The organism is Mesorhizobium sp. C277A (assembly GCF_040324395.1).
Classification (GTDB): domain Bacteria; phylum Pseudomonadota; class Alphaproteobacteria; order Rhizobiales; family Rhizobiaceae; genus Mesorhizobium.
This window is the reverse complement of record NZ_JAMYVW010000002.1, coordinates 404794-430091: the sequence shown is the minus strand read 5'-3', so window position 1 is coordinate 430091 and position 25298 is coordinate 404794. Positions and strand designations below refer to the sequence as shown.

Genomic DNA, 25298 nt, shown 5'->3' with positions numbered 1-25298 from the left:
GCAGCATGACCTACAAGAACCCGCCGACGACGCCGCGCAAATCCGCGACCTTCGACGACTACACGCTTTCCGAAATCCGCCGCGCCGCGGCGACCGGCATCTATGACATCAGGGGCGCCGGGGCCAAGCGCAAGCTGCCGCATTTCGACGATCTGCTGTTCCTCGGCGCCTCGATCTCGCGCTATCCGCTGGAAGGCTATCGCGAGCGGTGCGACACGTCGGTGGTGCTGGGCTCGCGCTATGCCAAGAAGCCGATCGAGCTGAAAATCCCGATCACCGTTGCCGGCATGAGCTTCGGGTCGCTGTCCGGCCCGGCCAAGGAAGCGCTCGGCCGTGGCGCCACACTCTCAGGCACGTCGACCACCACCGGCGACGGCGGCATGACCGAGGAAGAGCGCGGCCATTCCAAGCAACTGGTCTACCAGTACCTGCCGTCGCGCTACGGCATGAACCCCAGGGATTTGCGCCGCGCCGACGCCATCGAAGTGGTCGTTGGCCAGGGCGCCAAGCCGGGCGGTGGCGGCATGCTGCTTGGCCAGAAAATCTCCGACCGCGTTGCCGAAATGCGCACGCTGCCGAAAGGCATCGACCAGCGTTCGGCCTCGCGCCATCCCGACTGGACCGGGCCGGACGATCTCGAGATCAAGATCCTCGAACTACGCGAGATCACCGACTGGGAAAAGCCGATCTACGTCAAGGTCGGTGGCGCCCGCCCCTATTATGACACTGCACTTGCGGTGAAGGCCGGCGCCGATGTCGTCGTCGTCGACGGCATGCAGGGCGGCACGGCGGCGACGCAGGAAGTGTTCATCGAAAATGTCGGCCAGCCGACGCTTGCCTGTATCAGGCCGGCGGTGCAGGCGCTGCAGGATCTCGGCATGCACCGCAAGGTGCAGCTGATCGTGTCCGGCGGCATCCGCAATGGCGCCGACGTCGCCAAGGCGCTGGCGCTCGGCGTGGACGCGGTGTCGATCGGCACGGCAGCGCTGGTCGCACTCGGCGACAATGATCCGCGCTGGGAAGCGGAGTACAATGCGCTCGGCACCACCGCCGGGGCCTATGACGACTGGCACGAGGGCCGCGACCCCGCGGGCATCACCACGCAGGACCCCGAACTGATGAAGCGGGTTGATCCGGTCGCCGCGGGACGGCGTCTCGCGAACTACCTCAAGGTGATGACGCTGGAGGCGCAGACCATTGCGCGTGCCTGCGGCAAGAACAGCCTGCACAATCTCGAGCCCGAGGATCTCGTAGCCCTCACCATCGAAGCCGCCGCCATGGCCGGCGTGCCGCTGGCCGGCACCAACTGGATACCGGGGAAAGACGGCTTCTAAAAAACACATCAAATAAGCGAGGAACTATAATGGGGAACGATCTCGCCGCATTCGCCAAAGAGAACGGCGTCAAATATTTCATGATTTCCTACACCGACCTGTTCGGCGGCCAGCGCGCCAAGCTGGTGCCGGCGCAGGCGATCGCCGACATGCAGAAGGACGGCGCCGGCTTCGCCGGTTTCGCCACTTGGCTCGACCTGACGCCGGCGCATCCTGATATGCTGGCGGTGCCGGATCCGGATTCGGTGATCCAGCTGCCGTGGAAGCCCGATGTCGCCTGGGTCGCCGCCAACTGCATCATGGACGACAAGGAAGTCGAGCAGGCGCCGCGCAACACGCTGCGCCGGCTGATCGCGGAAGCCGCCACTGACGGCATGCATGTCAAGACTGGCGTCGAGGCAGAGTTCTTCCTGATCTCGCCGGACGGCAGCGTCATCTCCGACAAATACGACACGGCTTCAAAACCCTGCTACGACCAGCAAGCGGTGATGCGCCGCTACGATGTCATCGCCGAGATTTGCGACCACATGTTGGCGCTGGGCTGGAGCCCCTACCAGAACGACCATGAGGACGCCAACGGCCAGTTCGAGATGAACTGGGCTTTCGACGATGTGCTCGCCACCGCCGACAAGCACTCCTTCTTCAAGTTCATGGTCAAGTCGGTGGCCGAGAAACACGGCCTGCGCGCGACCTTCATGCCAAAGCCTTTCCAGGGCCTGACCGGCAATGGCTGCCACGCCCATATTTCGGTCTGGGACAAGGCCGGCAAGGTCAACGTCTTTGCCGATAACGCGATGGAACTCGGCCTGTCGGCCAAGGGCAAGAATTTCCTCGGCGGCATCATGAAACATGCCTCGGCGCTGGCCGCCATCACCAACCCGACGGTGAACTCCTACAAACGCATCAACGCGCCGCGCACCATTTCGGGCGCCACCTGGGCGCCGAACACGGTGACCTGGACCGGAAACAACCGCACTCACATGGTGCGCGTGCCCGGCCCCGGCCGCTTCGAGCTGCGGTTGCCGGACGGCGCCGCAAACCCTTATCTGCTGCAGGCCGTCATCATTGCCGCCGGTCTCGACGGCATCCGCTCCAAGGCCGATCCCGGCAAGCGCTACGACATCGACATGTACCAGAACGGTCACACTGTGAAGGGCGCGCCGAAGCTGCCGCTCAACCTGCTCGACGCGCTTCGCGAATACGACAAGGACAAATCGCTCAAGGCGGCGCTGGGTGAGGAATTCTCGTCGGCTTATCTAAAGCTGAAGCAACAGGAATGGAATTCCTATGCTTCGCACTTCACGCAATGGGAGCGCGACCACACGCTGGACATATAATCGTCCTAGCGGTGCGAGCGACCTCGGAATGACCTGATGAAATATTCGATCTTCTCGCTCGCCCGTGCTGCCCTTTCCGGCCACAAGAACTGGCAGCGCACCTGGCGCGATGCGGCGCCCAAGGACCACTACGATGTTGTGATCATCGGCGGCGGCGGCCATGGGCTCGCCACCGCCTGGTTCCTCGCCAGCGAGTTCGGCATCAGAAACGTCGCCGTGCTGGAAAAGGGCTGGATCGGCTCCGGCAATGCCGGCCGCAACACCACCATCATCCGTTCCAATTACGGCCTGCCCGGCAATACCGGCTTCTACGAGCTTTCGATGAAGCTTTGGGAGCGGATGGAGCAGGACCTCAACTATAACGCCATGGTCAGCCAGCGCGGCGTCCTCAACCTCTATCATTCCGATGCGCAGCGCGACGCTTATGCGCGGCGCGGCAACACCATGCGCATCAATGGCATCGATGCCGAACTGCTCGACCAGGCGGCGCTGAAGAAGATGCTGCCGTTCCTGAATTTCGACCATGCGCGCTTTCCCGTGCAGGGCGGCCTCCTGCAGCGCCGCGGCGGCACCGCGCGGCATGACGCGGTGGTCTGGGGCTATGCCCATGCGGCGAGCGAACTCGGCGTCGACATCATCCAGAACTGCGAGGTCACCGGCTTTGTCCGGGACGGCAACGGCAAGGTGACTGGCGTCGAGACGTCGCGCGGCAAGATCGGCGCCGGCAAGGTCGGCATGGCAGTCGCCGGGTCATCGTCGCGTGTCGCAGCGATGGCGGGCATGCGCCTGCCGATCGAAAGCCATGTGCTGCAAGCTTTCGTCTCGGAGGCGATCAAGCCGCTCATCCCCGGCGTCATGACCTTCGGCGCCGGGCATTTCTATGTCAGCCAGTCGGACAAGGGCGGGCTGGTCTTCGGCGGCGACATCGATGGCTACAATTCCTACGCCCAGCGCGGCAATTTGCCTGTCATGGAAGATGTCTGCGAAGGCGGCATGGCGCTGATCCCGATGATCGGCCGCGTGCGGCTTCTGCGCCAGTGGGGCGGTATCATGGACATGTCGATGGATGGCTCGCCGATCATCGACAAGACACCGGTCGACGGGCTCTACCTCAACGCCGGCTGGTGTTATGGCGGCTTCAAGGCGACGCCCGGTTCCGGCTTCGTCTTTGCCCATCTTCTGGCGCGTGACGAAACGCACAAGGAGGCGGCGCTGTTTCGGCTCGACCGCTTCCAGCGCGGCGCCATGATCGACGAAAAGGGCCAAGGCGCCCAACCGAACCTGCATTGAGGCGGCCGGAACAAGATGCGTATCACCTGTCCTTTCTGCGGCGAACGCGAACTCGGCGAGTTCAGCTATCTCGGCGATGCCAAGCCTGTACGGCCGGCGGCGGATGCCGGCGAAGATGCCGTCTACGACTATGTCTATCTGCGCGACAACATCGCCGGCGTGATGGCAGAGAACTGGTATCACGGCGGTGGCTGCCGGGCCTGGCTGAAGGTCACCCGCAACACGCTGACGCACGAGATCTCGGCGGTGGAACCGGCGGCGGGGGCTGGTGCGAGCCAGGTGGAGACATGAGCTATTCTGTCGAGACCACAGCCGTCGCGAAAAGCGCCAGCCCCCTACCTCCCCCTTGTGGGGAGGTCGGACCGCAGGTCCGGGTGGGGGTCGGTGCCGCACCCCCACCCCGCTGCTGCGCAGCGACCCTCCCCACAAGGGGGAGGGTGAAGAGCGCGACGGTCCCGCCTGGCATTGGATCGATGAGAGGCCGGCCATCGTGAGTTCCAGCCAATCCCATCGTCTCACATCCGGCGGTCTCATCGACCGCTCGGCGCCGCTCAACTTCCGCTTCGATGGCAAGAGCCTCTCCGGCTTCCAGGGCGACACGCTGGCGTCGGCGCTGGTCGCCAATGGCGTCAAGCTGGTCGGCCGCTCGTTCAAATACCATCGTCCGCGCGGCATTCTGACTGCGGGCTCGGAAGAACCCAACGCGCTGGTCGAACTGCGCACCGGCGCACGGCGCGAGGCCAACACCAAGGCCACGACGGCCGAACTCTATGAAGGCCTCGAAGCGGCCAGCCAGAACCGCTGGCCGTCGCTGCGCCACGATGTGATGTCGGTGAACCAGCTGTTCGCACCGATCTTCGTCGCCGGCTTCTACTACAAAACCTTCATGTGGCCGGCAAAATTCTGGGAAATGGTCTACGAGCCGGCGATCCGACGCGCCGCGGGTCTGGGTCGCGCGGCGGTCACCCCCGATCCGGATCACTACGACAAGGCCTGGGCGCATTGCGATGTGGTGATCGCCGGCTCTGGTCCGGCCGGTCTCGCCGCCGCACTCGCTGCAGGCCGCAGCGGTGCGCGCGTCATCCTGTGCGAAGAAGATTTTGCGCCCGGCGGCCGTCTGTTGTCGGATGGCGGCACGATCGACGGTCTGCCGGCCGCGGAGTGGCTGTCGCGCACACTGGCCGAGCTCAGCTCGATGCCGGATGTCCGCATCATGACCCGCACGACCCTGTTCGGCGTCTATGACGGCGGTACCTATGGCGCGATCGAGCGGGTCAACGATCATCTGCCGGTGCCGCCCGAGCATCAGGTGCGCCAGCGCCTGTGGCGCACCGTGGCCAAGCGCTGCGTCGTCGCCGCCGGCGCGATTGAGCGTCCCATCGTCTTTGCCGGCAATGACACGCCCGGCGTGATGATGGCGTCCGCCATCCGCACCTACGTCACACGTTATGCGGCGACGCCGGCAAAGCGGATCGCGCTGTTCACCAACAATGAGGATGGCTGGCGCACGGTCGAGACGGCACTCGGCGCCGGGCTGCAGATCGCGGCGGTGATCGACGCGCGGCCTGACGTCTCGCCTGCCCATCGTTCTCTCGCTTCCATGAACGGCTTCACCGTGCTGCATGGTTCGGTCAGCGGCGTCGACGGCGGCAAGGACGGCGTAAGAAAAATAGCGGTGTCGCTGACCGGCGGCGCGCGCGCCGAGGTCGAGGCCGACGGGCTTGCCGTTTCCGGCGGCTGGAATCCGGCGGTCGGGCTCACCTCTTACCATCGCGGCCGGCCGAAATGGCGAGACGACATCGCCGCCTTCGTGCCGGACGGCGCGCCGCCCGGTATGGTCGCCGCAGGTGCGGCTAACGGCGACTTCGGGCTAGGCGCCTGCCTGCGCGCAGGTTTCGAGGCCGGCGCCGCAGCGGCGCGGGACGCGGGACGCAATGGCAATCCGGGCTCTGCAGCTGTTGCCGGCGACGAGTCCTTCTCACTGACCCCGCTCTGGCACGTCGCCGGCAAAGGCAAGGCCTTTGTAGACCAGCAGCATGACGTCACCGCGTCCGACATCGAGCTGGCGCAGCGCGAGGGTTTTGAATCGGTCGAGCATCTGAAGCGCTACACCACGCTCGGCATGGCGACCGACCAGGGCAAGACGTCCAATGTCGCCGGCCTCGCCATCATGGCGGCGGTGTCGGGCAAATCCATTCCCGAGACCGGCACGACCATCTATCGCCCGCCGTACGTGCCGGTCGCCATCGGCGCCTTTGCCGGCCACCATCGCGACGAAAATTTCCATGCGACGCGGCTGACGCCGTCGCATCACTGGGCGGCCGAACAAGGCGCGATCTTTGTCGACACCGGCCTGTGGAAGCGCGCGCAATGGTATCCGCGCGCGGGCGAGAAGGACTGGCTGGAATCGGTCACCCGCGAGGTCAAGGCGGTGCGCTCGGGCGTCGGCTTCTGCGATGTCTCGACGCTGGGCAAGATCGATGTGCACGGCCCCGATGCCGGCGCCTTCCTCGACCGCGTCTACATCAACACCTTCTCAAACCTTGCCGTGGGAAAAGCCCGCTACGGGCTGATGCTGCGCGAGGACGGCCTCGTCTATGATGACGGCACGACCTCGCGGCTGGCCGAGGACCATTATTTCCTCACCACGACCACGGCGAAGGCCGGGCTGGTGATGCAGCATCTCGAATTCTGCCGGCAGGTGCTATTCCCCGAACTCGACGTGCAACTGACCTCGGTCTCCGACCAGTGGGCGCAGTTCTCGATTGCCGGGCCGAGGACGCGAGACCTGTTGAAGGAAATCGTCGACCCTGCCGAGGACCTTTCGAACGAAGGTTTTCCCTTCATGGGCGTGCGCGAAGTCGCTTTGCGCGGCGGCATCAAGGCGCGGCTGTTCCGCATCTCCTTCTCCGGCGAGATGGCGTTCGAGATTTCGGTGCCGGCGCGTTACGGTGAAGCGATGGCACGCAATTTGATGCTGGCGGGAAAACCGTTCGGCGTGACGCCGTATGGCACAGAAGCCCTCGGCGTCATGCGCGTTGAAAAGGGCCATGTCGCCGGACCGGAACTGAGCGGCATGACGACCGCCGCCGATCTCGGCCTCGGCAAGATGATGTCGACCAAGAAGGATTTCATCGGTCGCGTCATGGCCGGCCGCGAGGCGCTGGTGGCGCCGGACCGGCAGGTCGTGGTCGGCATCAAGCCGATCGACAAGGCGCGCCGCCTGCGCTCCGGCGCGCACATCATCCCGAAGGGCCAGACGCCCGGGCCTGATAACGACCAAGGCTACGTCACCTCGGTCTGCTTCTCGCCGACGCTCGACCAGTGGATCGGTCTCGGCCTTGTCGAGCGCGGCCGCGAACGCATCGGCGAGATCGTCCACGCGCATGATCCGCTGCGCGGTGAAGACTATGATGTCGAGCTCTGCAATCCCGTCTTCTACGATCCCGATGGAGGGCGCCAGCGTGGCTGATTTTTCCTGGAATGTTCGTAGCCCGCTCGAGCGGGCACTTGTTGTCGGGCCTTACGGCGCGAACGGCAATGTCGGCGTGTTGCTGACCGAAATCCGCAATTTCGACCTGATCCAGGTGATGGCGCGGCGCGGCAAGGCGGGAGATTTGGCCAACGCTGCGAAGGCAAGCTTCGGTGTTGCGGCTCCTGAGACACCCAAGGCGGTGCAGACTTCGGATGCGACGCTGATCTGGTCGGGACCGGACCAGTTCTTCGTGCTGTTGAAGGGCGGCAAGCATGGGACTGAAGCACTCGCCCAGACGTTCGCGTCTTCCGCTTCGCTATCGGACCAGTCGCATGCGCGAGTGCTGATCAGTATCTCCGGTACCAAGGCGCGGGCGATGCTGGGCAAGCTGTCGTCGATCGATCTGCATCCCGATGCATTTCTGGTTGGGGCGGCTGCCGCGACCTCGATGGATCACACCAGCGTCACGCTCTGGCGCGGGAATGACCGGCCGGATGGGCAGGCGGTGTTCAACGTGCTGATGTTTGCGACATTTGCTGAAAGTCTGTGGCACACGATGCTGGATTCGGCGGCGGAGTATGGTGTCGAGATCGGGCATTCCGAGGATTTGGCGTAGCGCTTGTGCGCTTCTTCCTTCTCCCCTTGTGGGAGAAGGAAGATCGGCGCGTTAGTGCCGAGACGGATGAGGGGTGTTCCAGGGTACGCCAACGTCTCACCGCTGGAACACCCCTCATCCGTCGCCTGCGGCGACACCTTCTCCCACAGAGGGAGAAGGGGGAGCCAGCCTTGCCAAACGCAACTGCGCTGCTATTCTTGCAGCTAAAGTAATTTTACACACAGGCAAACTTGTTTCTCGAACCGCAAGGCTGAGATGAGCCAGTCGCCCTACCCTTCAGTGACAGCCGGGCCGCCCCGGCCAAGCCTCATCCTGCGGCCCGGCCAGATCGCGCTGCCGCCGGGCATGGAGCGGTATGCGGCCCCCGGTTACGGCGCGGTGCTGATCGATATCGAGGCCGGCGATACATTTGCCATCCGCAATGTCGAGGGCGGCCAGGCCTGCGAGCTTTTGGCCTGGGACAAGTCAGGCGCCACCGACCCCGCCATCTTCGGCGAAAAGTCCAATAGCAATGCCGCCGGGATCAAGGCGCTATTGGCCGAGGGCGACGATAGCCTCGCTTCCGTGCGCCGCGGACTCGAGCGCCGCCAGGTGCAGCTTGACCAGGCCAAGGCGGTGCGCGTCTTCGGCGGCGCCACGCCGGCAGGCACCGAGCAGGCCTTCACCGTCGCGCGCGATGGCGGCTTGCTGATTGCAGCGCCTAGCGGGCCGATGCTGGTCGACGGCCACGACACGGCAACGCCGCTCACCGTCATCGTCCGCCGTGCCACGGTGCGCCTGAAATCGAAATCGCAGCTCGCCGATCCGCTCGCCGATCCGGTGCTCGATTTGCGCGTCCATTCGGCAACAGCCGAATCCTATTTCGTCAAGGCCGGCGACTATCTGCAGATCATCGATGTCGACGGCCGCCAGTGCACCGATTTCCAGTGCTTCTCGGCGCGCAAGCTGGACAAGGGGCTGGACCATCCGCTCGACGTAACGACCACGCGCACGCTGATGGGGTCGAGCTACCCGATGCCCGGCCTTCACTCGAAATATTACGACCAGGACATGGAGCCGTTGGTCGAGGTTATCCAGGACACATGCGGCCGGCATGACGCGTTCGCGCTGGCGTGTGCCGCCAAATATTACGACGACATCGGCTATCCCGGCCACACCAACTGCTCGGAGAATTTCAACCGCGCGCTGGCCGACAAGGGTGTCACCCCACGTGCCGGCTGGATGGCGATCAACTTCTTCTTCAACACGGCGATCGACGCCCATGGCGTCATGGTGTCGGATGAGCCGTGGTCGCGCGCCGGCGACTATGTCCTGCTCAGGGCGCTCACCGACATCGTCTGCGTCTCCTCCGCCTGTCCCGACGACACGACACCGGCCAATGGCTGGAACCCGACCGACATCCATGTGCGAACCTATTCCGGCCAACACAAATTCTCGCGAGCGATCGCCAGACGCATGACGCCCGATTCGGAACCGAAAATGACCCGCGAGACCGCCTTCCATTCAAGCTTCGCCAAGCACACCCGCAACTTCGTGGAATACCGGGGTTATTGGCTGGCCAATTCCTTCGCCAAGGAAGGCGCCATCGCCGAATACTGGGCCTGCCGGCAGGATGCCGTGATCATGGACCTGTCGCCGTTGCGCAAGTTCGAGGTCACCGGCCCGGATTCCGAGGCGCTGCTGCAATACACGCTGACCCGCGACGTCAAGAAGCTCGGCGTCGGCCAGGTCGTCTATTCCGCCATGTGCTACGAGCATGGCGGCATGATCGACGACGGCACGCTGCTGCGGCTCGGCAAGGACAATTTCCGTTGGGTCGGCGGCGACGACCTGTCCGGCGAATGGCTGCGCGACACCGCGAAAAAGCTTGGCCTCAACGTGCTGGTGCGTTCCTCCACCGATCAGATGCACAATGTCGCTGTCCAAGGGCCGAAGAGCCGTGACATTTTGCGAGAGGTGGTCTGGACCTCGCCGCTGCAACCGTCGATCGACGAACTCGAATGGTTCCGCTTCGCTGTCGCGCGCATCGGCGGCGGCAATGGCATTCCGGTCGTGGTGTCGCGCACCGGTTATACCGGCGAGCTCGGCTACGAAATCTGGTGCCACCCACGCGACGCCGAAAAAGTGTTCGATGCCATCTGGGAGGCCGGCCAGCCGCACGGGCTGAAGCCGATGGGCCTGCAGGCACTCGACATGGTGCGCATCGAAGCCGGGCTGATCTTCGCCGGTTACGAATTCTCCGACCAGACCGACCCGTTCGAGGCGGGCATTGGCTTCACCGTACCGTTGAAGGCCAAGACCGACGATTTCATCGGCCGCGAGGCTCTGATAAGGCGCAAGGAACATCCGCAGCACAAGCTCGTTGGCCTCGACATCGACAGCAATGTCGCCGTCGGCCATGGGGATTGCGTCCATATCGGCCGCGCCCAGATCGGTGTCGTCACCTCGGGCATGCGCTCGCCGGTGCTGAACAAAAACATCGCTCTGGCGAGGCTTGACGTCACCCACGCGGCAATCGGCACAGAGGTGGAGATCGGCAAGCTCGACGGTCATGCCAAGCGGCTGCCGGCGCGCGTCGTGGCCTTCGCCCACTACGATCCGCAAAAGACCAGGCCGCGATCCTGAGGGTTGCACCCCCGGCCCTTCGCAGGCTCAGGGCGTTCGAAGCTCGAAAGCAATTGGCTTTCCGTCCGCTACCGCGGACCGCTTCTCACCCCACAAGGGGAGAAGGACAAAGCGAGCGTTTCGCAACCGTGATGTGCACGACGCCACAAATCACTTGACGTGAAAGCGCGCCGGATCAATCTTCACTGTTAAGAAAAAAATACGACTGAGTGGAAACACTGGAGTCGTGCGGTCATGTACCGGGGAACAAGCTTCGCGAAGCCGAGGCATCACCGGCCGGGAACACAAAATGGGGAATTCAGACAGATGAGCACGATTACCACTGCCCTGGAGCAGCCCGCTGAAGGCAAGCTGCTCCGCAACATCGACTGGCGCGGCGCCTTCTGGGTGGCGAGCGGCGTTCCTGCCCTTGTCCTGTTTTCGATCGGCGGCATTGCCGGAACGACGGGAACGCTGGCCTTCGGGATCTGGATCGCTTCCATGATCATGGGCTTCCTGCAATCCTTCACCTATGCCGAGATCGCCGGCCTGTTCCCGAACAAGTCGGGCGGCGCCTCGATCTACGGCGCCACCGCCTGGCTGCGTTATTCCAAGTTCATCGCGCCGCTGTCGGTGTGGTGCAACTGGTTCGCCTGGTCGCCGGTGCTGTCGCTGGGCTGCTCGATCGCCGCCGCCTATATTCTCAACGCGCTGGCGCCGGTGCCGCTGTTCACCGAGGCGTCGCCGGACGTCGTCGCCTATATCGCGGCGCATGCCGGAACGGTGCCTGCCGACGCCATCGCCGCGGTGACCGCGGCGGCCACGCCGGCGATCCGCAACTGGACGCTGTTCAGCCACACGCTAGGTCCTGTCTCCTTCACCCTCAATGCCACTTTCTTCATCGGCGCGGTGCTGATGCTGATCATCTTCTCGATCCAGCATCGCGGCATTCTCGGCACCGCCAATGTGCAGAAGTATATCGGCCTCCTGGTCATCATCCCGATGCTGATCGTCGGTGTCGTGCCGATCGTCACCGGCCAGATCAACTGGGCGAACTTTTCGCCGCTGGTGCCGCTGGCGGCGGCTTACGCGCCGGAGCCCGGCTCGTGGAACATTGCCGGCTGGACGCTGGTGCTGGGCGGCATGTTCATCGCCGCATGGTCGACCTATGGTTTTGAGACCGCCGTCTGCTACACATCGGAGTTCAAGAACCCGGGCACCGACACGTTCAAGGCGATTTTCTATTCCGGCCTGCTCTGCATGCTTCTGTTCATCCTGGTGCCCTTCACCTTCCAGGGCGTGCTGGGCCTCAACGGCATGCTGGCGACGCCGATCGTCGACGGCTCGGGTGTCGCCGATGCACTGGCCGGCATGGTCGGGGGTGGCGCATTGATCCACAGCCTCTTGGTGATGCTGATGATCCTGGCGCTGGTGCTGTGCATCATGACGGCAATGGCCGGCTCGTCGCGCACGCTCTACCAGGGCTCGGTCGATGGCTGGCTGCCGCGCTATCTCAGCCACGTCAACGAGCATGGCGCGCCGACGCGCGCCATGTGGACCGATCTCGTCTTCAACCTGATCGTGCTGGCCATCGCCTCGGCCGACGCGACGAGCTTCTTCTTCATCCTCGCCGTGTCGAACTGCGGCTACATCATCTTCAACTTCCTCAACCTCAATGCCGGCTGGATCCACCGCATCGACAACGGCCACATCAACCGGCCTTGGAAGGCGCCGAGCTGGCTGCTCGGCCTCGGCGCCATCTTCGCCTATGTAAACGCCATCTTCATGGGCGCCGGCGCCAAGGTGTGGAACCCGATGGCGCTCTGGGCCGGCCTGATCACAGCCGCCTTGATCATCCCGGTGTTCTGCTACCGGCACTACGTCCAGGACAAGGGCAAGTTCCCCGACCACATGCTGGCCGACCTCGGCATGGCGGGCGCAGACCTCTCGGTCAAAAAGGCAGGCATGCTGCCCTACCTGACGCTGGTCGCCGGCGTGGTGGTGATGCTGCTCGCCAACTGGTACTTCGTCATCTGAAAGTGATGGCTTGAAAAGAATGGGCGCGCTTCGGCGCGCCTGTTTCTTTTTATGGCAGGACGTCAGCCGGCCTTGCGAATGGCCCCTTCGGAGCCTTTGAAGAACCGGTTCGGCGGACGCTTCAGGCCGAGATTCTCGCGCAAGGTGGTGCCCTCATACTCGCGCCGGAAGAGCTTTCGCCGCTGCAGCTCGGGCACCACCTTCTCGGCGAAGTCGTCGAGCCCGGCTGGCAGATAGGGGAACATGACGTTGAAGCCGTCTGACCCTTCGGCATACAGCCATTCCTCCATCGAATCGGCGATGGTTTTCGGCGTGCCGACGAAAGCAAGGCCGGAATAGCCGCCGAGTCGCTGCGCCAGCTGGCGGACGGTCAAAGTCTCCCGGCGCGCCAGCTCGATGACGCGCTCACGGCCGCTCTTCGAGGCATTGGTCTCGGGGATTTCGGGCAGGGGCGCGTCGGGATCGAAGCCGGATGCGTCGTGCCCCAGCGCGATCGACAGCGAGGCAATGCCGCTCTCGTAATAGACCAGGCTGTCGAGCTTGGCGCGTTTGGCCTGTGCTTCCTCGACACTGTCGCCGACGATGACGAAGGTGCCGGGCAGGATCTTGATGTCGTCGCGCGAACGGCCGAGCTTCTCGGCCCGCCTTTTGACATCGGCAAAGAAGCGCTGCCCAGCCGCCAGATCGGAATGGGCGGCGAAGATCACCTCCGCCGTTTCGGCTGCCAGCTGCCGCCCGGCCTCAGATGCGCCGGCCTGGACGATGACCGGCCAGCCCTGCACCGGCCGCGCAATGTTGAGCGGGCCGCGCACCGAGAGATGCTCACCCTTATGGTCGAGCACATGCAGCTTCGCGGGATCGAAATAGAGCCCGCTCTCGGCGTCGCGGATGAAGGCGTCGTCGGCAAAGCTGTCCCAGAGGCCGGTCACCACATCGTAGAATTCCCGCGCATTGTGATAGCGCTCGTCGTGCTCGACATGCTCGTCGAGGCCGAAGTTCAACGCGGCATCGGGATTGGATGTGGTGACGATGTTCCAGCCGGCGCGGCCGCCGCTGATATGGTCGAGCGAGGCGAAGCGGCGGGCAATGTGATAGGGCGCGTCGAAGGTCGTCGATGCGGTGGCGACAAGGCCGATATGGTCGGTGACGGCGGCAAGCGCCGACAGCAGCGTGAACGGCTCGAACGAGGTCACCGTGTGGCTGCGCCGTAGCGCCTCGATCGGCATGTTGAGAACGGCCAGATGGTCGGCCATGAAGAAGGCGTCGAACTTCGCCGCCTCAAGCGTCTGCGCGAAGCGCTTCAGATGGGCGAAGTTGAAGTTGGCATCGGGATATGAGCCGGGATAGCGCCAGGCCCCGGTGTGAAGACTGACCGGACGCATGAAGGCGCCGAGCCGCAATTGCTTATTGTCTACCATGGGATGATCACCTGATGCGAATGAGCGTTGCCGCTCCGATATGTAAGCAGGATCGGACGGCTTTGTTGTCCTGGAAAGGAATTCTGTTTTGCAAAACCGGCGCCGCGAAGCATTTTCATACAGGTGGCCGTTCAACCTATTTTGATGAACCCGCCCGGTGTTGAGATACTTGCCTGGGTGCTCGGTGCCACCGGCAAGGAGAAAGCCAGAACCGCACGTCAAGCGTACGGCGTTCCAGCATTTTCCAAGGAAGATCCTGTGCCCCAGCAGCGCCTACTCGGCGGCCAGCGCCAGTGGCGGCCTGTCATTGTCCTGCACCGCCTCATCAGCCGGCTTCCTGCCTTTCTTCAGCTCGCGGCCGAAGAACAGCGCGTAGCCTGCCGGCAGCACCAGGATGGTGAGTACGGTGGCGACGAGGATGCCGCCCATCATGGCGTAGGCGAGCGGTCCCCAGAACACCGCACGCGAGATCGGGATCAACGCCAGCACCGCCGTCATCGCCGTCAGCACGATTGGCCGGAAACGGCGCACGGCCGAGCCGATGATGGCCTCCGATCGGTCCATCCCCCTGGCGATGTCCTGATCGATCTGGTCGACCAGGATGATCGAGTTGCGCATGATGATTCCGAGCAGCGCGATGACACCGAGGATGGCGACGAAGCCGAACGGCGCGCCGCTGATCAACAGAGCCGCCGCCGCACCGATGATGCCGAGCGGACCGGTGGCCAGCACGAGCATCGCCTTGCCGAAATGCTGCAGCTGGATCATCAGGAGCACGACGATGACGGCCAGCATGATCGGCGCCTTGGCGGCAATCGAGGCCTGGCTTTCGGCGGAATCTTCCGCACCGCCCTGGATCTCGATCTTGTAGCCGGGCGCCAGGCCGGCGCGCATGCCCTGCATGTCATTGTAGAGCTTGGTGACGACGTCGTTCGACTGCACGCCATCCGGCAGCGTGGCGCGCACCGAGATGGTCGGCAGGCGGTCGCGCCGCCATTCGACGCCCTGCTCGAGCACCGGCACCACCTTGGCCACCTGCGACAGCGGCACGAAGCCGCCGAAATCGGTCGGGATATAGACCGAGTCGACCGAGGACAGCAGGCTGCGGCTGGCGTCCGGTTCGCGGGCGACGATGGAAACCGTCTCCTCGCCATCACGGAAGTCATCGAGCGGCGCGCCGGACATCGCTGCCTGCAGCATCTGGCGGATGCGTTGCGAGGTGACGCCAAGAGCACGGGCGCGGTCCTGGTCGATGATCAGCTTCATCGCCGGTACCGGCTCCAGCCAGTCGTCATGGACGGCGCCGAGCAGCGGATTTTCGGCGAATTTCGCCTTCACCTGGTCGGCGATGCGGCGCACCTCCTGGCGGTCCGGACCCATGATGCGCATCTGCACCGGCCAGCCGGTCGGCGGGCCGAGGAACAGACGGTCGACCTTGGAACGGATCGAGGGGAAATCCTGCGCCAGGATTGAGCGCAGCTTGAGGATCAGCCGCTCGCGTGCCGGCTCGTCATTGGCCATCACCAGAAGCTGCGCATAGTTCGAATTGCGCAATTGCTGGTCGAGCGGCAGGAAGAAGCGCGGCGCGCCTTCGCCGATATAGGTGGCGATGAAGCGCTTGTCCTTGTCGTCCATCATCCGGGCTTCCAGCGCCTTGGCCTGCGTCTCGACTTCCTTGATCGAGGTTCCCTCAGGCAACCAGAGATCGACGAGGATTTCCGGCCGCGAGGATTGCGGGAAGAAGTTTTGTGGGATGAACTGGAACGCCCACAGGCTGGTGGCGAAGGTGACCAGCGTCATCACCAGAACGATGATGCGGTGGCGCACCGCCCAGCCGACCGTGGCGCGCAGCCGCCGGTAGAAGCCGGTGTCGAAGGCGTCATGATGGTTGCCGGCATGCTTGCGCTGCTTGAGGATCATGTAGCCCAGCCACGGCGTGAAATAGACGGCGACGAACCACGACACGACGAGCGCGATGCCGACGACATAGAACAGCGTGCGCACATATTCGCCTGCGGTCGAGGCGGCGAAGCCAACCGGGATGAAGCCGGCGATAGTGATCAGCGTGCCGCTCAGCATCGGGAAGGCGGTCGAGGAATAGGCGAAGCTCGCCGCCTCGATCTTGACCAGCCCCTCCTCCAGCTTGCGCTCCATCATCTCGACGACGATCATGGCGTCGTCGACCAACAGCCCGAGCGCGATGATCAGGGCGCCGAGCGAAATGCGCTGCAGATCGATGCCGAGCTCGTACATGATGGCGAAGGTGGCGGCCAGCACCAGCGGAATGGCAATGGCGATGACCAGGCCGGAACGCCAGCCGATCGACAGCAGCGAGACAGCAAGCACGATCAGCAGCGCCTCGCCGAGCGCCTCCATGAACTCGTTGACGGCGTCCTTGACAACCTCGGGCTGGTTGGAGATCTGGTCAACCGCAACGCCGTAGGGCAGCGCTTCCTCAAAGCGCTTGTAGGTCGCCTCGACATCCGTGCCGACGTCCCTGACGTTAAAACCCTTGGCCATGACGACGCCGACCTGGACGCTTTCGTGGCCGTTGAAGCGGTACTTGCGCTGATAGGGATCTTCGAGACCGGAACTCACGGTGGCGATGTCGCCAAGACGTGTCACCTGACCACCGGCGCGCAGGCGCAATTCCCTGATGTCGGCAGCCCTGGTGACATCGCCCTCGACCGAGATGCGCACCGAGCGCAGGCCGGTGTCGACGGAGCCCGCCGGATCGACATTGTTCTGGCCCTTGATGGCGTTCTGCAGGTCGGTCAGCGTCAGGCCGCGTTCGGCCAGGGCCTTGGACGAGACGTCGATATAAAGCTTCTCCGGCTGGTCGCCGATGATGACGGCCTTCTCGACTCCCGGCGTCGTCAGCAGCATGTCGCGAGCCTGGGTGGCGAATTTCTTCAGCTCCGGACAGCTGTAGCCGTCGCCGCCGATCGAGTGCAGGGTGATGAAGGTGTCGCCGAACTCGTCGTTGAAATAGGGCCCGAGCAGGCCTTGCGGCAGGTCGCCGGAGATGTCGCCAACCTTCTTGCGCACCTGGTAGAAGGCGTCCTTCACCTCCTCTGCATTGGTGTCGCCCTTGATCTGGACGGTGATGATGGCGCTGCCGGCGCGGGTGTAGGAACGGACGAAGTCGAGGTGCGGCGTTTCTTGCAGCTTGCGCTCGATCTTGTTGACGACCTGGTCTTCCATCTCCTGGATCGAGGAGCCCGGCCAGATCGCCTGGACGACCATGACGCGGAAGGTGAAATCGGGGTCTTCCTTCTGGCCCATGCGCATCAGGCCGAGCGCGCCGGCAATGATGATCAGACCGAACAGGAAGCGCGCGATCGAGGGATGGCCGATGGCCCAGCGCGAAAGATTGAAAGGCTGCTTTTCAGTGCTGTCGGTGGCGGTCATCGGCGTCAGTCCAATTCGTTGATCGTGCGCGCATACGCTTTGCATGCAGCTAGGATATTCCGATGCTGGCTTCCGGGCGGCGAGGCTTTCCGAGCGGAGAGACACTCATCGCGGTGGGACGCGCGGATCGATGCGGGGGAACTCGATCTTGGCGTCTCGACCATCGGGCGCTCGCCGCCCGGAAACCTGAATTCGCTTGCCCAGCCCTTTCGCCGAAGCGACGATCAAGCCGGCTTCATGCCTGCGGTCAGCGCAGGGCCTTTGCGGCATCGCCTTCCGCAGAGGCGGCCTGGACCGCATCGCCGGTCAGCTTGACCTTGAGATTCTCGGTCATGAACTGGGTGCCGGCGGCAACGACGACATCCCCCGGCTTGAGCCCGTCGGCGACGCTGACGCCGTCGGCGGTGAACTCCGCAACCTTGACCAGGCGCTCGTGCACCGTCTCGCCGGCGCGGTCGACGGTCCAGACAATCTTGCGACCATCCTTTTCCGCAAGCGCGCTGAGCGGGATCGACACCATCTCCTGCTTCTTGGCCACCGAGGCCTCGATGTTGGCGGTCATGCCGAGCAGCACGCGCGGGTCGTCGGGCAGCGAGACGCGGACGGCAAAGGTGCGCGACTGCTGGTCGGCGCTGCCGGCGACTTCACGCACTTTGCCGGAGAGCGCCAGCGCGTCATCGGACCAGAAGCTGGCCTTGACGTCCTTTCCCGGCTTGAAGGCGGCGATGTCCATTTCGGGAACCGCGATCAGCACTTCCTTTTCGCCGTCGACGGCAACGGTCATCACAGGCGTTCCGGCGCCGACCACCTGGCCGACATCGGCCGAGACCGCCGTGACGATGCCGTTCTCGCTCGCCTTGAGATCGGTGTAGACGACCTGGTTCTGCGCCTGGGCAAGGGTAGAGCGGGCGGCATCGCGCGTCGCTACCGCCTGGTTGTAGCTCAGCGTCGCCTGTTCGAGCTGCGACTTGGAGGTGAAGTTCTTGGCAAAAAGCTGTTCGGCGCGCTTGCGGGACAGATCGACCGTCTCGACCTGCCGCTCGGCGGCGTCGAGGCTGGCCTTGGCGCTCTTGACCGACAACTCATAGTCCGTGGGATCGATACGGGCTAGCACATCGCCTGTCGTCACATGCTGGCCGATGTCGACCAGACGCTCAGTGACCTTGCCCGAGATGCGAAAGCCGAGGTTCATTTCGGTACGGGCTCGCACCGAGCCGGAATAGGTGAGTTCGCGACTCTTTTCGGCCTGGCCGATCTCGACCACCTTGACCGGACGGATGATGTCCTGGACCTCGGTCTTCTCCTGGCTGCAGGCGGCGAGCCCGAGCGTGGCGACGATCAGGCCGGCGACCGGCAGCTTGCGGATGATGGAACTGGACAAAGACACTTTCGTACTCCCGACTGGAGATGAACGGTCGACACCGGCGCCCGGCGGGCGGCGGCTATTACTTCAGAGCCTTGATCGCGTAATCGATGAGATCGTCGGGCATCGCCCGATTGGTCTTGGCAAGGCACTGCGCCACCATTTGCGGGTGGCACAGAATGACGGTGGCGGCGCCGAAGCAGCGCGATGCGATGACCGGATCCTGGTCGGCAAACTCGCCGGCCTCGATGCCCTCGCGGATGACCTCGGCAAACAGGTCGTGAATGCTGTCGATATGCTTGTCGATGACGCCCCAGTCGCGCTCGAGCGCGACGATGACCATTTCGTGGACCTTCTGGTCGTCGAGCATGACTTCCAGCGTCATCTTGTACTGCGCATGCACGTAGCGGCGCAGCCGCTCCTCGGCGCTGATCGGCAACCGGGAAATCTCGTAGGCCATGTTGTAGCTGGCGAGGAGCATGCGGCCGCAGACGGCCTGGTGGATTTCGACCTTGGAGGCGAAGAAACGGTAGATATTGGCCGGCGACATGCCGAGTTCGCGGGCGATGTCGGCGACATTGGTCTTGCCGTAACCATAGTGCCGGAACAGGCGTTCGGCACAGTCGAGAATGCGGGTGACATTCTCCTGGCGGGTGGAGTCGGCCATTATGCTGGCGGCTTCGGACATGGCTCTCTGTCGATTTATGAGTGACGAATTTCAACTTTCGTCAGTCGTAAATCGAAAAGAGGGAAGTGTCAATGCGAATTCGACGTACGCGTATAATTTGGTGACAGAGGGTGTGCGCGAACTCGACCTTGCGCGTGCCGTTGCGCTCTGGAACTAAGATCCCTTCGCCATTTCCCGCAGCTGAAACTTCTGGATCTTCCCCGTCGATGTCTTCGGGATCTCGGCAAAAATCACCGCCTTCGGCACCTTGAAGCGGGCGAGCAGCGCGCGGCAGTGTTCGATGATCTCGGCCTCGCTTGCCACCTTGCCGGGCTTCAGCTCGACATAGGCGACCGGCACCTCGCCCCATTTGTCGTCTGCCTTGGCGACGACGCCGCAGGACGCCACGGACGGGTGTTTGTAGAGGGCTTCCTCGACCTCGATCGATGAAATGTTCTCGCCGCCGGAGATGATGATGTCCTTGGAGCGGTCCTTGAGCTGGATGTAGCCGTCGGGATGCATGACGCCGAGGTCGCCGGAGTGGAACCAGCCGCCGGCGAAAGCCTCGTCGGTCGCCTTCCTGTTCTTCAGATAGCCCTTCATGACGATGTTGCCGCGGAACATGACCTCGCCGATGGTCTCGCCGTCGGCCGGCGTCTTCTGCATCGTCTCCGCGTCCATCACCGTCAGGCCTTCGAGTGCGGCATAGCGCACGCCCTGCCTGGCCTTTCTGGCGCTGCGTTCGCCCTTGTCGAGACCGTCCCAGGCGGTGTGCCATTCGTTGACGACCGCCGGGCCATAGGTCTCGGTCAGGCCGTAGAGATGGGTGACGGCAAAGCCGGCATCGGCCATGCCTGACAGCACGGCTTCCGGCGGCGGCGCGGCAGCGGTGTTGAAGGTAACGGTCTGCGGGAAGTGGCGCTTGTCCTCATCGCTGGCGTTGATGAGCACCGACATGACGACCGGCGCACCGCAAAGATGTGTGACGCCGTGGTCGGCGATGGCATCGTAGATCGGCTTCGGCCGCACCCAGCGCAGGCAGACATGGGTGCCGGCCTGGACGGCCATTGTCCATGGGAAGCACCAACCATTGCAGTGGAACATCGGCAGCGTCCACAGATAGACGGCGTGCTTGGCCATGCCGGCATGGATGGTGTTGGTGTAAGCCATCAGGGCAGCGCCGCGATGGTGGTAGACGACGCCCTTCGGATTGCCTGTCGTGCCGGAGGTGTAGTTGAGCGAGATGGCGTCCCATTCGTCGTCGGGCATCGACCAGGCGTAGCCCTGGTCACCGCCGGCGACGAACGCCTCATAGTCGATCGCGCCGATGCGCTCGCCCTTGGGATAGGGTGCATCGGCGGCATAGTCGGGATCGTCATAGTCGATGACCAGCGGCTTCACCTTGGCCAGTGCCAGTGCCTGTTTGACGACAGCAGCGAATTCGCGGTCGACGATGAGCACCTTGGTCTCGGCATGGTCGAGCTGGAACGCGATGACGGCGGCATCGAGCCTTGTGTTGAGCGAATGCAGCACCGCTTTGGCCATCGGCACGCCGAAATGCGCCTCCAGCATGGGGGGCGTGTTGGACAGCATGACGGTCACCGTATCACCCTTGCCGATGCCGCGCTTCGACAGCGCCGAGGCGAGCTTCAGCGAGCGCTGCCAGAAGGTGCGATAGGTGATGCGCTGGCTGCCATGGATGATGGCGACATGATCGGGATAGGTGCTTGCCGCCCGCTCCAGATAGGTGAGCGGCGTCAGCGGCTGATGGTTGGCGGCGTTCTTGCCGAGATCCTGCTCGTAGGGACTGCCCATCCCGTGCTCCCCGAATTTTCATTGTTGAGAACTTCTAACCACAGCTTCCCGCCACGTCACCATCGGCGATTCCCGACCGGGCACATTTGGCGCAATGATCGTCCAGATTCGATGGGCAAAGAGGTATCGTGTACCCACGCCAGTTTGACTTTTGTCGAGAGCCGTGAATAATGTCAGCCGAGGAGACGGCATGGCGATCCGACCGGCAGAACAGCTTATCCACAAGGCCGCATGGCTCTATTATGCCCATGGCCTGCGCCAGGACCAGGTCGCCAGCCAGCTTAACATCTCCCGCGCCTCGGTCGCCATGTATTTGCGCAAGGCGCGCGAGACCGGCATCGTCAACATCTCGACCTCGACGCAGCTGTTCACCGACGACGTGCTTGCGCGCCAGCTCGAGGACGCGCTCAAGCTTGATGCGGTGTGGATCGCGCCGGAGAATGCCTATGTCGTCGACCCTTCGACGGACGTTGCGGTGCTGGCGGCGGGCGTCTTTCTCGAACTGGTCAAGAAGGGCGACCGGATCGGCGTCGCCTGGGGCCGCACCGTCTACACCATCGCCGACGTCATGTCCTATGCCGACCTGCAGGACGTCACCGTTGTGCAGCTCTGCGGCAATCTCGGCGCGCCCTACTCCTACCGTCCCGACCAGTGCACGATGGAGATCGCCCGGCGGCTCAACGCCAAGGGCCTCAATTTCTACGCGCCGCTGGTGCTGACGACGGAATTGCTGGCGCATGGGCTGCGCGCCGAACCGGTGATCCGCGAACAACTGGCCGATATTGCCAACTGCGATCTGGCGCTCTATTCGGTCGGCACCGTCGATGGCGACAGCCATGTCGTCAAATGCGGCGCGCTCAGCCCCGGCGAGATGGGGCTGTTGCGCGAAGCGGGCGCCGCCGGCGTCGTTGCCGGCCAGATCATCGATGCCACCGGCAAGGCGCTCGACTGCAGCTACAACCGCCGCGTCATCTCGGCCTCGCTGTCGTCACTGCGCCAGATCGAAAAGCGGCTGATGGTGGTGCAGGAAGACAGCAAGTTCGAACCGCTGCTCGCCGCGCTCGCCGGCGGACTCTGCACGCATCTCGTCGTCGGCGCCAGCATGGCGCGGCGGCTGCTCGACCATGCCGGAGCCAGTGCGGGGGCAAAAAAGGCTTCCTGACCAACGAAATCCCAGCAGCAGGCGCATTGTCATCAAGGCGTCGCGGCACTCCTGTTCACAGCAACATCAAAGACAGCAAAGCGGACATAGCGACATGAAGAACCTTTGGAATGACGGCGACGCGGAAAGACTGGTTGCCGACTATGCGAAAAAGGGCGTTGCCCGCGACCTCGCGCTGCGCGTCTACACGACCCGGCTGCTCGGCGGCGAGCCGCGGCTGGTGCTGCATGGCGGCGGCAACACCTCCTGCAAGACCAAGGCCACCGATCTCGTCGGCGACGAATGGGATGTGCTGTGCGTCAAGGGCAGCGGCTGGGACATGGGTGTGATCGAGCCGCAAGGCCTGCCGGCGGTCAAGCTCGGCGCGCTGCTGAAGGCGCGTGCGCTGGCCAGCCTCGCCGACGAGGACATGGTGGCGCTGCAGCGGGCGAACCTCATCGACCCCGCCTCCCCCAATCCATCGGTCGAGACGCTGCTGCACGCCTTCCTGCCGCATAAATTCGTCGACCACACGCATTCGACCGCGATCCTCGCCATCGTCGACCAGGCGGACAGCAAGCCGCTGATCAAGACCGTGTTCGGCGACAAGATGGGGTACGTGCCCTACATCAAGCCGGGCTTCGACCTCGCCAAGGTGGCCGCCGATGTCTACGACGCCGACCCCAGCGTCGAAGGCCTGATCCTCGACAAGCATGGCATCTTCACCTTCGGCGACGCTGCGAAGCAGGCCTATGACCGCATGATCCATTATGTGAACGTGGCCGAAGACTATGTGGCGAAGAACGGCAAGCCGAAGGCAGCGAAAGCCGCACTGCCGGCCAAGCTCGCAACGCCGGCAGCGATCGCGCCGATGCTGCGTGGCGCGGTGGCGGTGGCGCGTGGCGAAGGCCGCTTCGACCGCATGATCAGCGATTTCCGCACTTCGGACGCCATCGTCGATTTCATTAACTCAGCCGGCATTGCAGCCTATGCCGGACGCGGCGTGTCGACGCCCGACCTGTCGATCCGCATCAAGACCGGACCGATGGCGGTTCCGGCGCCAGACGCCGACAAGATTGGCGACTACAAGGCCGTCATCAAGAGCCATGTCGACGCCTTCGCCAACGACTATCGCGCCTATTTCGAAACCAACGATGCGCTGGACGACGTCCAGCGCACCATGCTCGACCCGATGCCGCGGCTGACGCTGGTGCCGGGCCTCGGCATGTTCGGCCATGGCCGCACGCTGAAGGATGCGAAGATCGCATCTGATGTCGGCGAGATGTGGATCGAGGCGGTGCGCGGCGCCGAGGCCGTCGGCAGCTTCCATCCTCTATCGAAGGCCGACCTCTTCCCGCTGGAGTACTGGTCGCTTGAGCAGGCCAAGCTCGCCTCCAACAAGCCGAAGCCGCTGACCGGCCAGGTGGTGCTGATCACTGGCGGCGCCGGCGCGATCGGTGCTGCGACGGCAAAACTGTTCGCCGCCAATGGCGCGCATGCCGTCGTCGTCGATCTCGATGCGGCCAGGGCGGCCGAGGCGGCAAAGGCAGCCGGCAACAATTCGATCGGCGTCGGCGCCGACATCACCAACCCGGCCGAGCTGCGCGCCGCCTTCGACAAAGCTGTCGCTGTCTATGGCGGCGTCGACATTCTGGTCTCCAACGCCGGTGCCGCCTGGGAAGGCCGCATCGGCGAGCTCGACGATGCCCTGCTGCGCAAGAGTTTCGAGCTCAACTTCTTCGCCCACCAGTCGGCGGCGCAGAACGCGGTGCGCATCATGCTGGAACAGGGCACCGGCGGTGTGTTGTTGTTCAACACCTCCAAGCAGGCGGTCAACCCGGGTCCGAAATTCGGCGCCTATGGTGTGCCGAAGGCGGCGACGCTATTCCTGTCCCGGCAATATGCGCTCGACTACGGCGCGCACGGCATCCGCTCCAATGCGGTCAACGCCGACCGCATCCGCTCCGGCCTGTTGACCGACGCCATGATCGCCAGCCGTTCCGGCGCGCGCGGCGTGTCGGAGAAGGAATACATGTCGGGCAATCTGCTCGGACAGGAGGTGACGGCAGAAGACGTGGCGCAGGCCTTCCTGCACCAAGCATTGGCCGAACGCACCACCGCCGATGTGACGACGGTCGACGGTGGCAACATCGCCGCAGCGCTGCGCTAGACATAGACCTGGAGCGGTTCATCGTTCACCAAAACGACGAACCGCTCTCCCACCTGAAGGACTCCAGGCGGAGAACTGCTTTTGCAGGTCGTGCTGAAAAACTGCTCGAACTGGTCAAAATCCACTCCAATCCTTGGCCTATTGCTCGACCACTTTAGGGCGCGCCTTGTGTTTCGCATGCGAGCTCCGACCCTGATCCTTGGTGGAGTTGTCGATGGCTGCGAAGAGACTTCGTGTCGGCGTGCTGTTCGGCGGGCGCTCCGCCGAGCATGAGGTTTCGCTGCTTTCGGCAACCATGTCATGCGTACTCTGGATCGGCGAAATACGACTCCGTTCCCACCTTCGTCACCCGCGAAGGCCAATGGCTGCTGAGCGATTTCAAGGACGGCGCGCTGGCGACACCGTCTGATGGGACGCAGCTTTGCCTGCCGCCGGGCGGGCATGGCGGATGCTGGCGATCCCGCCAAGGGCGCCGCATGACCTGCCTGCCATCGAATATGGTGTTCCGGTGCTGCACGCCTGCATGGCGAGGACGGCGCGGTGGCTGGTGCGCGTCGGGCGGTCATGATGCAGGGGCAGATTCCTAACAGATATTGTTAGATCTTGTTGGCTGCATTATA

At 63.8% G+C, this 25298-nt stretch carries 15 protein-coding genes and 1 pseudogene; 11 read left to right on the top strand and 5 right to left on the bottom strand.

Going from position 1 to position 25298, the window contains the following annotated elements; translation table 11 throughout:
• Window positions 1-5: 5 nt before the first annotated feature.
• The 8 genes from NKK52_RS02025 to NKK52_RS01990 all read left to right on the top strand — a co-directional run bounded on the left by NKK52_RS02025 (window position 6) and on the right by NKK52_RS01990 (window position 12693).
• Window positions 6-1334: an FMN-binding glutamate synthase family protein gene (locus NKK52_RS02025; RefSeq protein WP_023684435.1), complete on the top strand. Its 1329-nt coding sequence runs from the start codon at window positions 6-8 to the stop codon at window positions 1332-1334.
• Between the two features lie 29 nt (window positions 1335-1363).
• Window positions 1364-2671, top strand: coding sequence for a type III glutamate--ammonia ligase (gene glnT, locus NKK52_RS02020; protein ID WP_023684436.1), 1308 nt, complete (start codon window positions 1364-1366; stop codon window positions 2669-2671).
• A 36-nt stretch (window positions 2672-2707) separates the two neighbouring features.
• A complete protein-coding gene (locus tag NKK52_RS02015) occupies window positions 2708-3961 on the top strand; it encodes a sarcosine oxidase subunit beta family protein (RefSeq protein WP_023668554.1) in 1254 nt (417 codons plus the stop codon).
• Window positions 3962-3976: 15 nt separating this feature from the next.
• The gene (locus tag NKK52_RS02010; RefSeq protein WP_023684437.1) at window positions 3977-4252 is read left to right on the top strand and encodes a sarcosine oxidase subunit delta; all 276 of its coding nucleotides are present in this window, start codon (window positions 3977-3979) and stop codon (window positions 4250-4252) included.
• 199 nt (window positions 4253-4451) lie between these two features.
• Window positions 4452-7433, top strand: coding sequence for a sarcosine oxidase subunit alpha (locus NKK52_RS02005; RefSeq protein WP_023684438.1), 2982 nt, complete (start codon window positions 4452-4454; stop codon window positions 7431-7433).
• On the top strand, window positions 7426-8052 hold the full coding sequence (locus tag NKK52_RS02000) for a sarcosine oxidase subunit gamma (protein WP_031204184.1): 627 nt from the start codon (window positions 7426-7428) through the stop codon (window positions 8050-8052). The genes NKK52_RS02005 and NKK52_RS02000 overlap by 8 nt, the downstream gene beginning before the upstream one ends.
• Window positions 8053-8307: 255 nt before the next feature.
• Complete coding sequence (locus NKK52_RS01995; protein ID WP_023684440.1) at window positions 8308-10677, top strand: trimethylamine N-oxide demethylase; 2370 nt, start codon at window positions 8308-8310, stop codon at window positions 10675-10677.
• 306 nt (window positions 10678-10983) lie between these two features.
• A complete protein-coding gene (locus NKK52_RS01990; protein WP_023684441.1) occupies window positions 10984-12693 on the top strand; it encodes a trimethylamine N-oxide permease in 1710 nt (569 codons plus the stop codon).
• 62 nt (window positions 12694-12755) lie between these two features.
• Here the strand turns inward: NKK52_RS01990 and NKK52_RS01985 are convergent, their stop codons facing one another.
• From NKK52_RS01985 to NKK52_RS01965, 5 genes are all read right to left on the bottom strand, one after another.
• Window positions 12756-14111 carry an LLM class flavin-dependent oxidoreductase gene (locus NKK52_RS01985; RefSeq protein WP_023684442.1) on the bottom strand — a complete coding sequence of 452 codons (1356 nt, stop codon included), beginning with the start codon at window positions 14109-14111 and terminating at the stop codon, window positions 12756-12758.
• Between the two features lie 273 nt (window positions 14112-14384).
• Window positions 14385-17522 (bottom strand): efflux RND transporter permease subunit, encoded by a 3138-nt coding sequence (locus tag NKK52_RS01980; protein WP_023684443.1) that lies wholly within the window; start codon window positions 17520-17522, stop codon window positions 14385-14387.
• 247 nt (window positions 17523-17769) lie between these two features.
• The gene (locus tag NKK52_RS01975) at window positions 17770-18909 is read right to left on the bottom strand and encodes an efflux RND transporter periplasmic adaptor subunit (RefSeq protein ID WP_023692166.1); all 1140 of its coding nucleotides are present in this window, start codon (window positions 18907-18909) and stop codon (window positions 17770-17772) included.
• A 58-nt stretch (window positions 18910-18967) separates the two neighbouring features.
• Window positions 18968-19573, bottom strand: a complete 606-nt coding sequence (locus NKK52_RS01970) for a TetR/AcrR family transcriptional regulator (RefSeq protein WP_023668564.1) — start codon at window positions 19571-19573, stop codon at window positions 18968-18970.
• Between the two features lie 153 nt (window positions 19574-19726).
• Window positions 19727-21367: an acyl-CoA synthetase gene (locus NKK52_RS01965; RefSeq protein ID WP_023684444.1), complete on the bottom strand. Its 1641-nt coding sequence runs from the start codon at window positions 21365-21367 to the stop codon at window positions 19727-19729.
• A gap of 190 nt (window positions 21368-21557) precedes the next feature.
• Here NKK52_RS01965 and NKK52_RS01960 point away from each other — a divergent pair, with 190 nt between their 5' ends.
• From NKK52_RS01960 to NKK52_RS01950, 3 genes and pseudogenes are all read left to right on the top strand, one after another.
• Complete coding sequence (locus tag NKK52_RS01960; RefSeq protein WP_023684445.1) at window positions 21558-22529, top strand: sugar-binding transcriptional regulator; 972 nt, start codon at window positions 21558-21560, stop codon at window positions 22527-22529.
• 94 nt (window positions 22530-22623) lie between these two features.
• The gene (locus NKK52_RS01955) at window positions 22624-24678 is read left to right on the top strand and encodes a bifunctional aldolase/short-chain dehydrogenase (protein WP_023684446.1); all 2055 of its coding nucleotides are present in this window, start codon (window positions 22624-22626) and stop codon (window positions 24676-24678) included.
• A gap of 214 nt (window positions 24679-24892) precedes the next feature.
• Window positions 24893-25227 (top strand): annotated as a pseudogene (locus tag NKK52_RS01950) (D-alanine--D-alanine ligase A); the annotation flags it as partial.
• Between the last annotated feature and the right edge of the window lie 71 nt (window positions 25228-25298).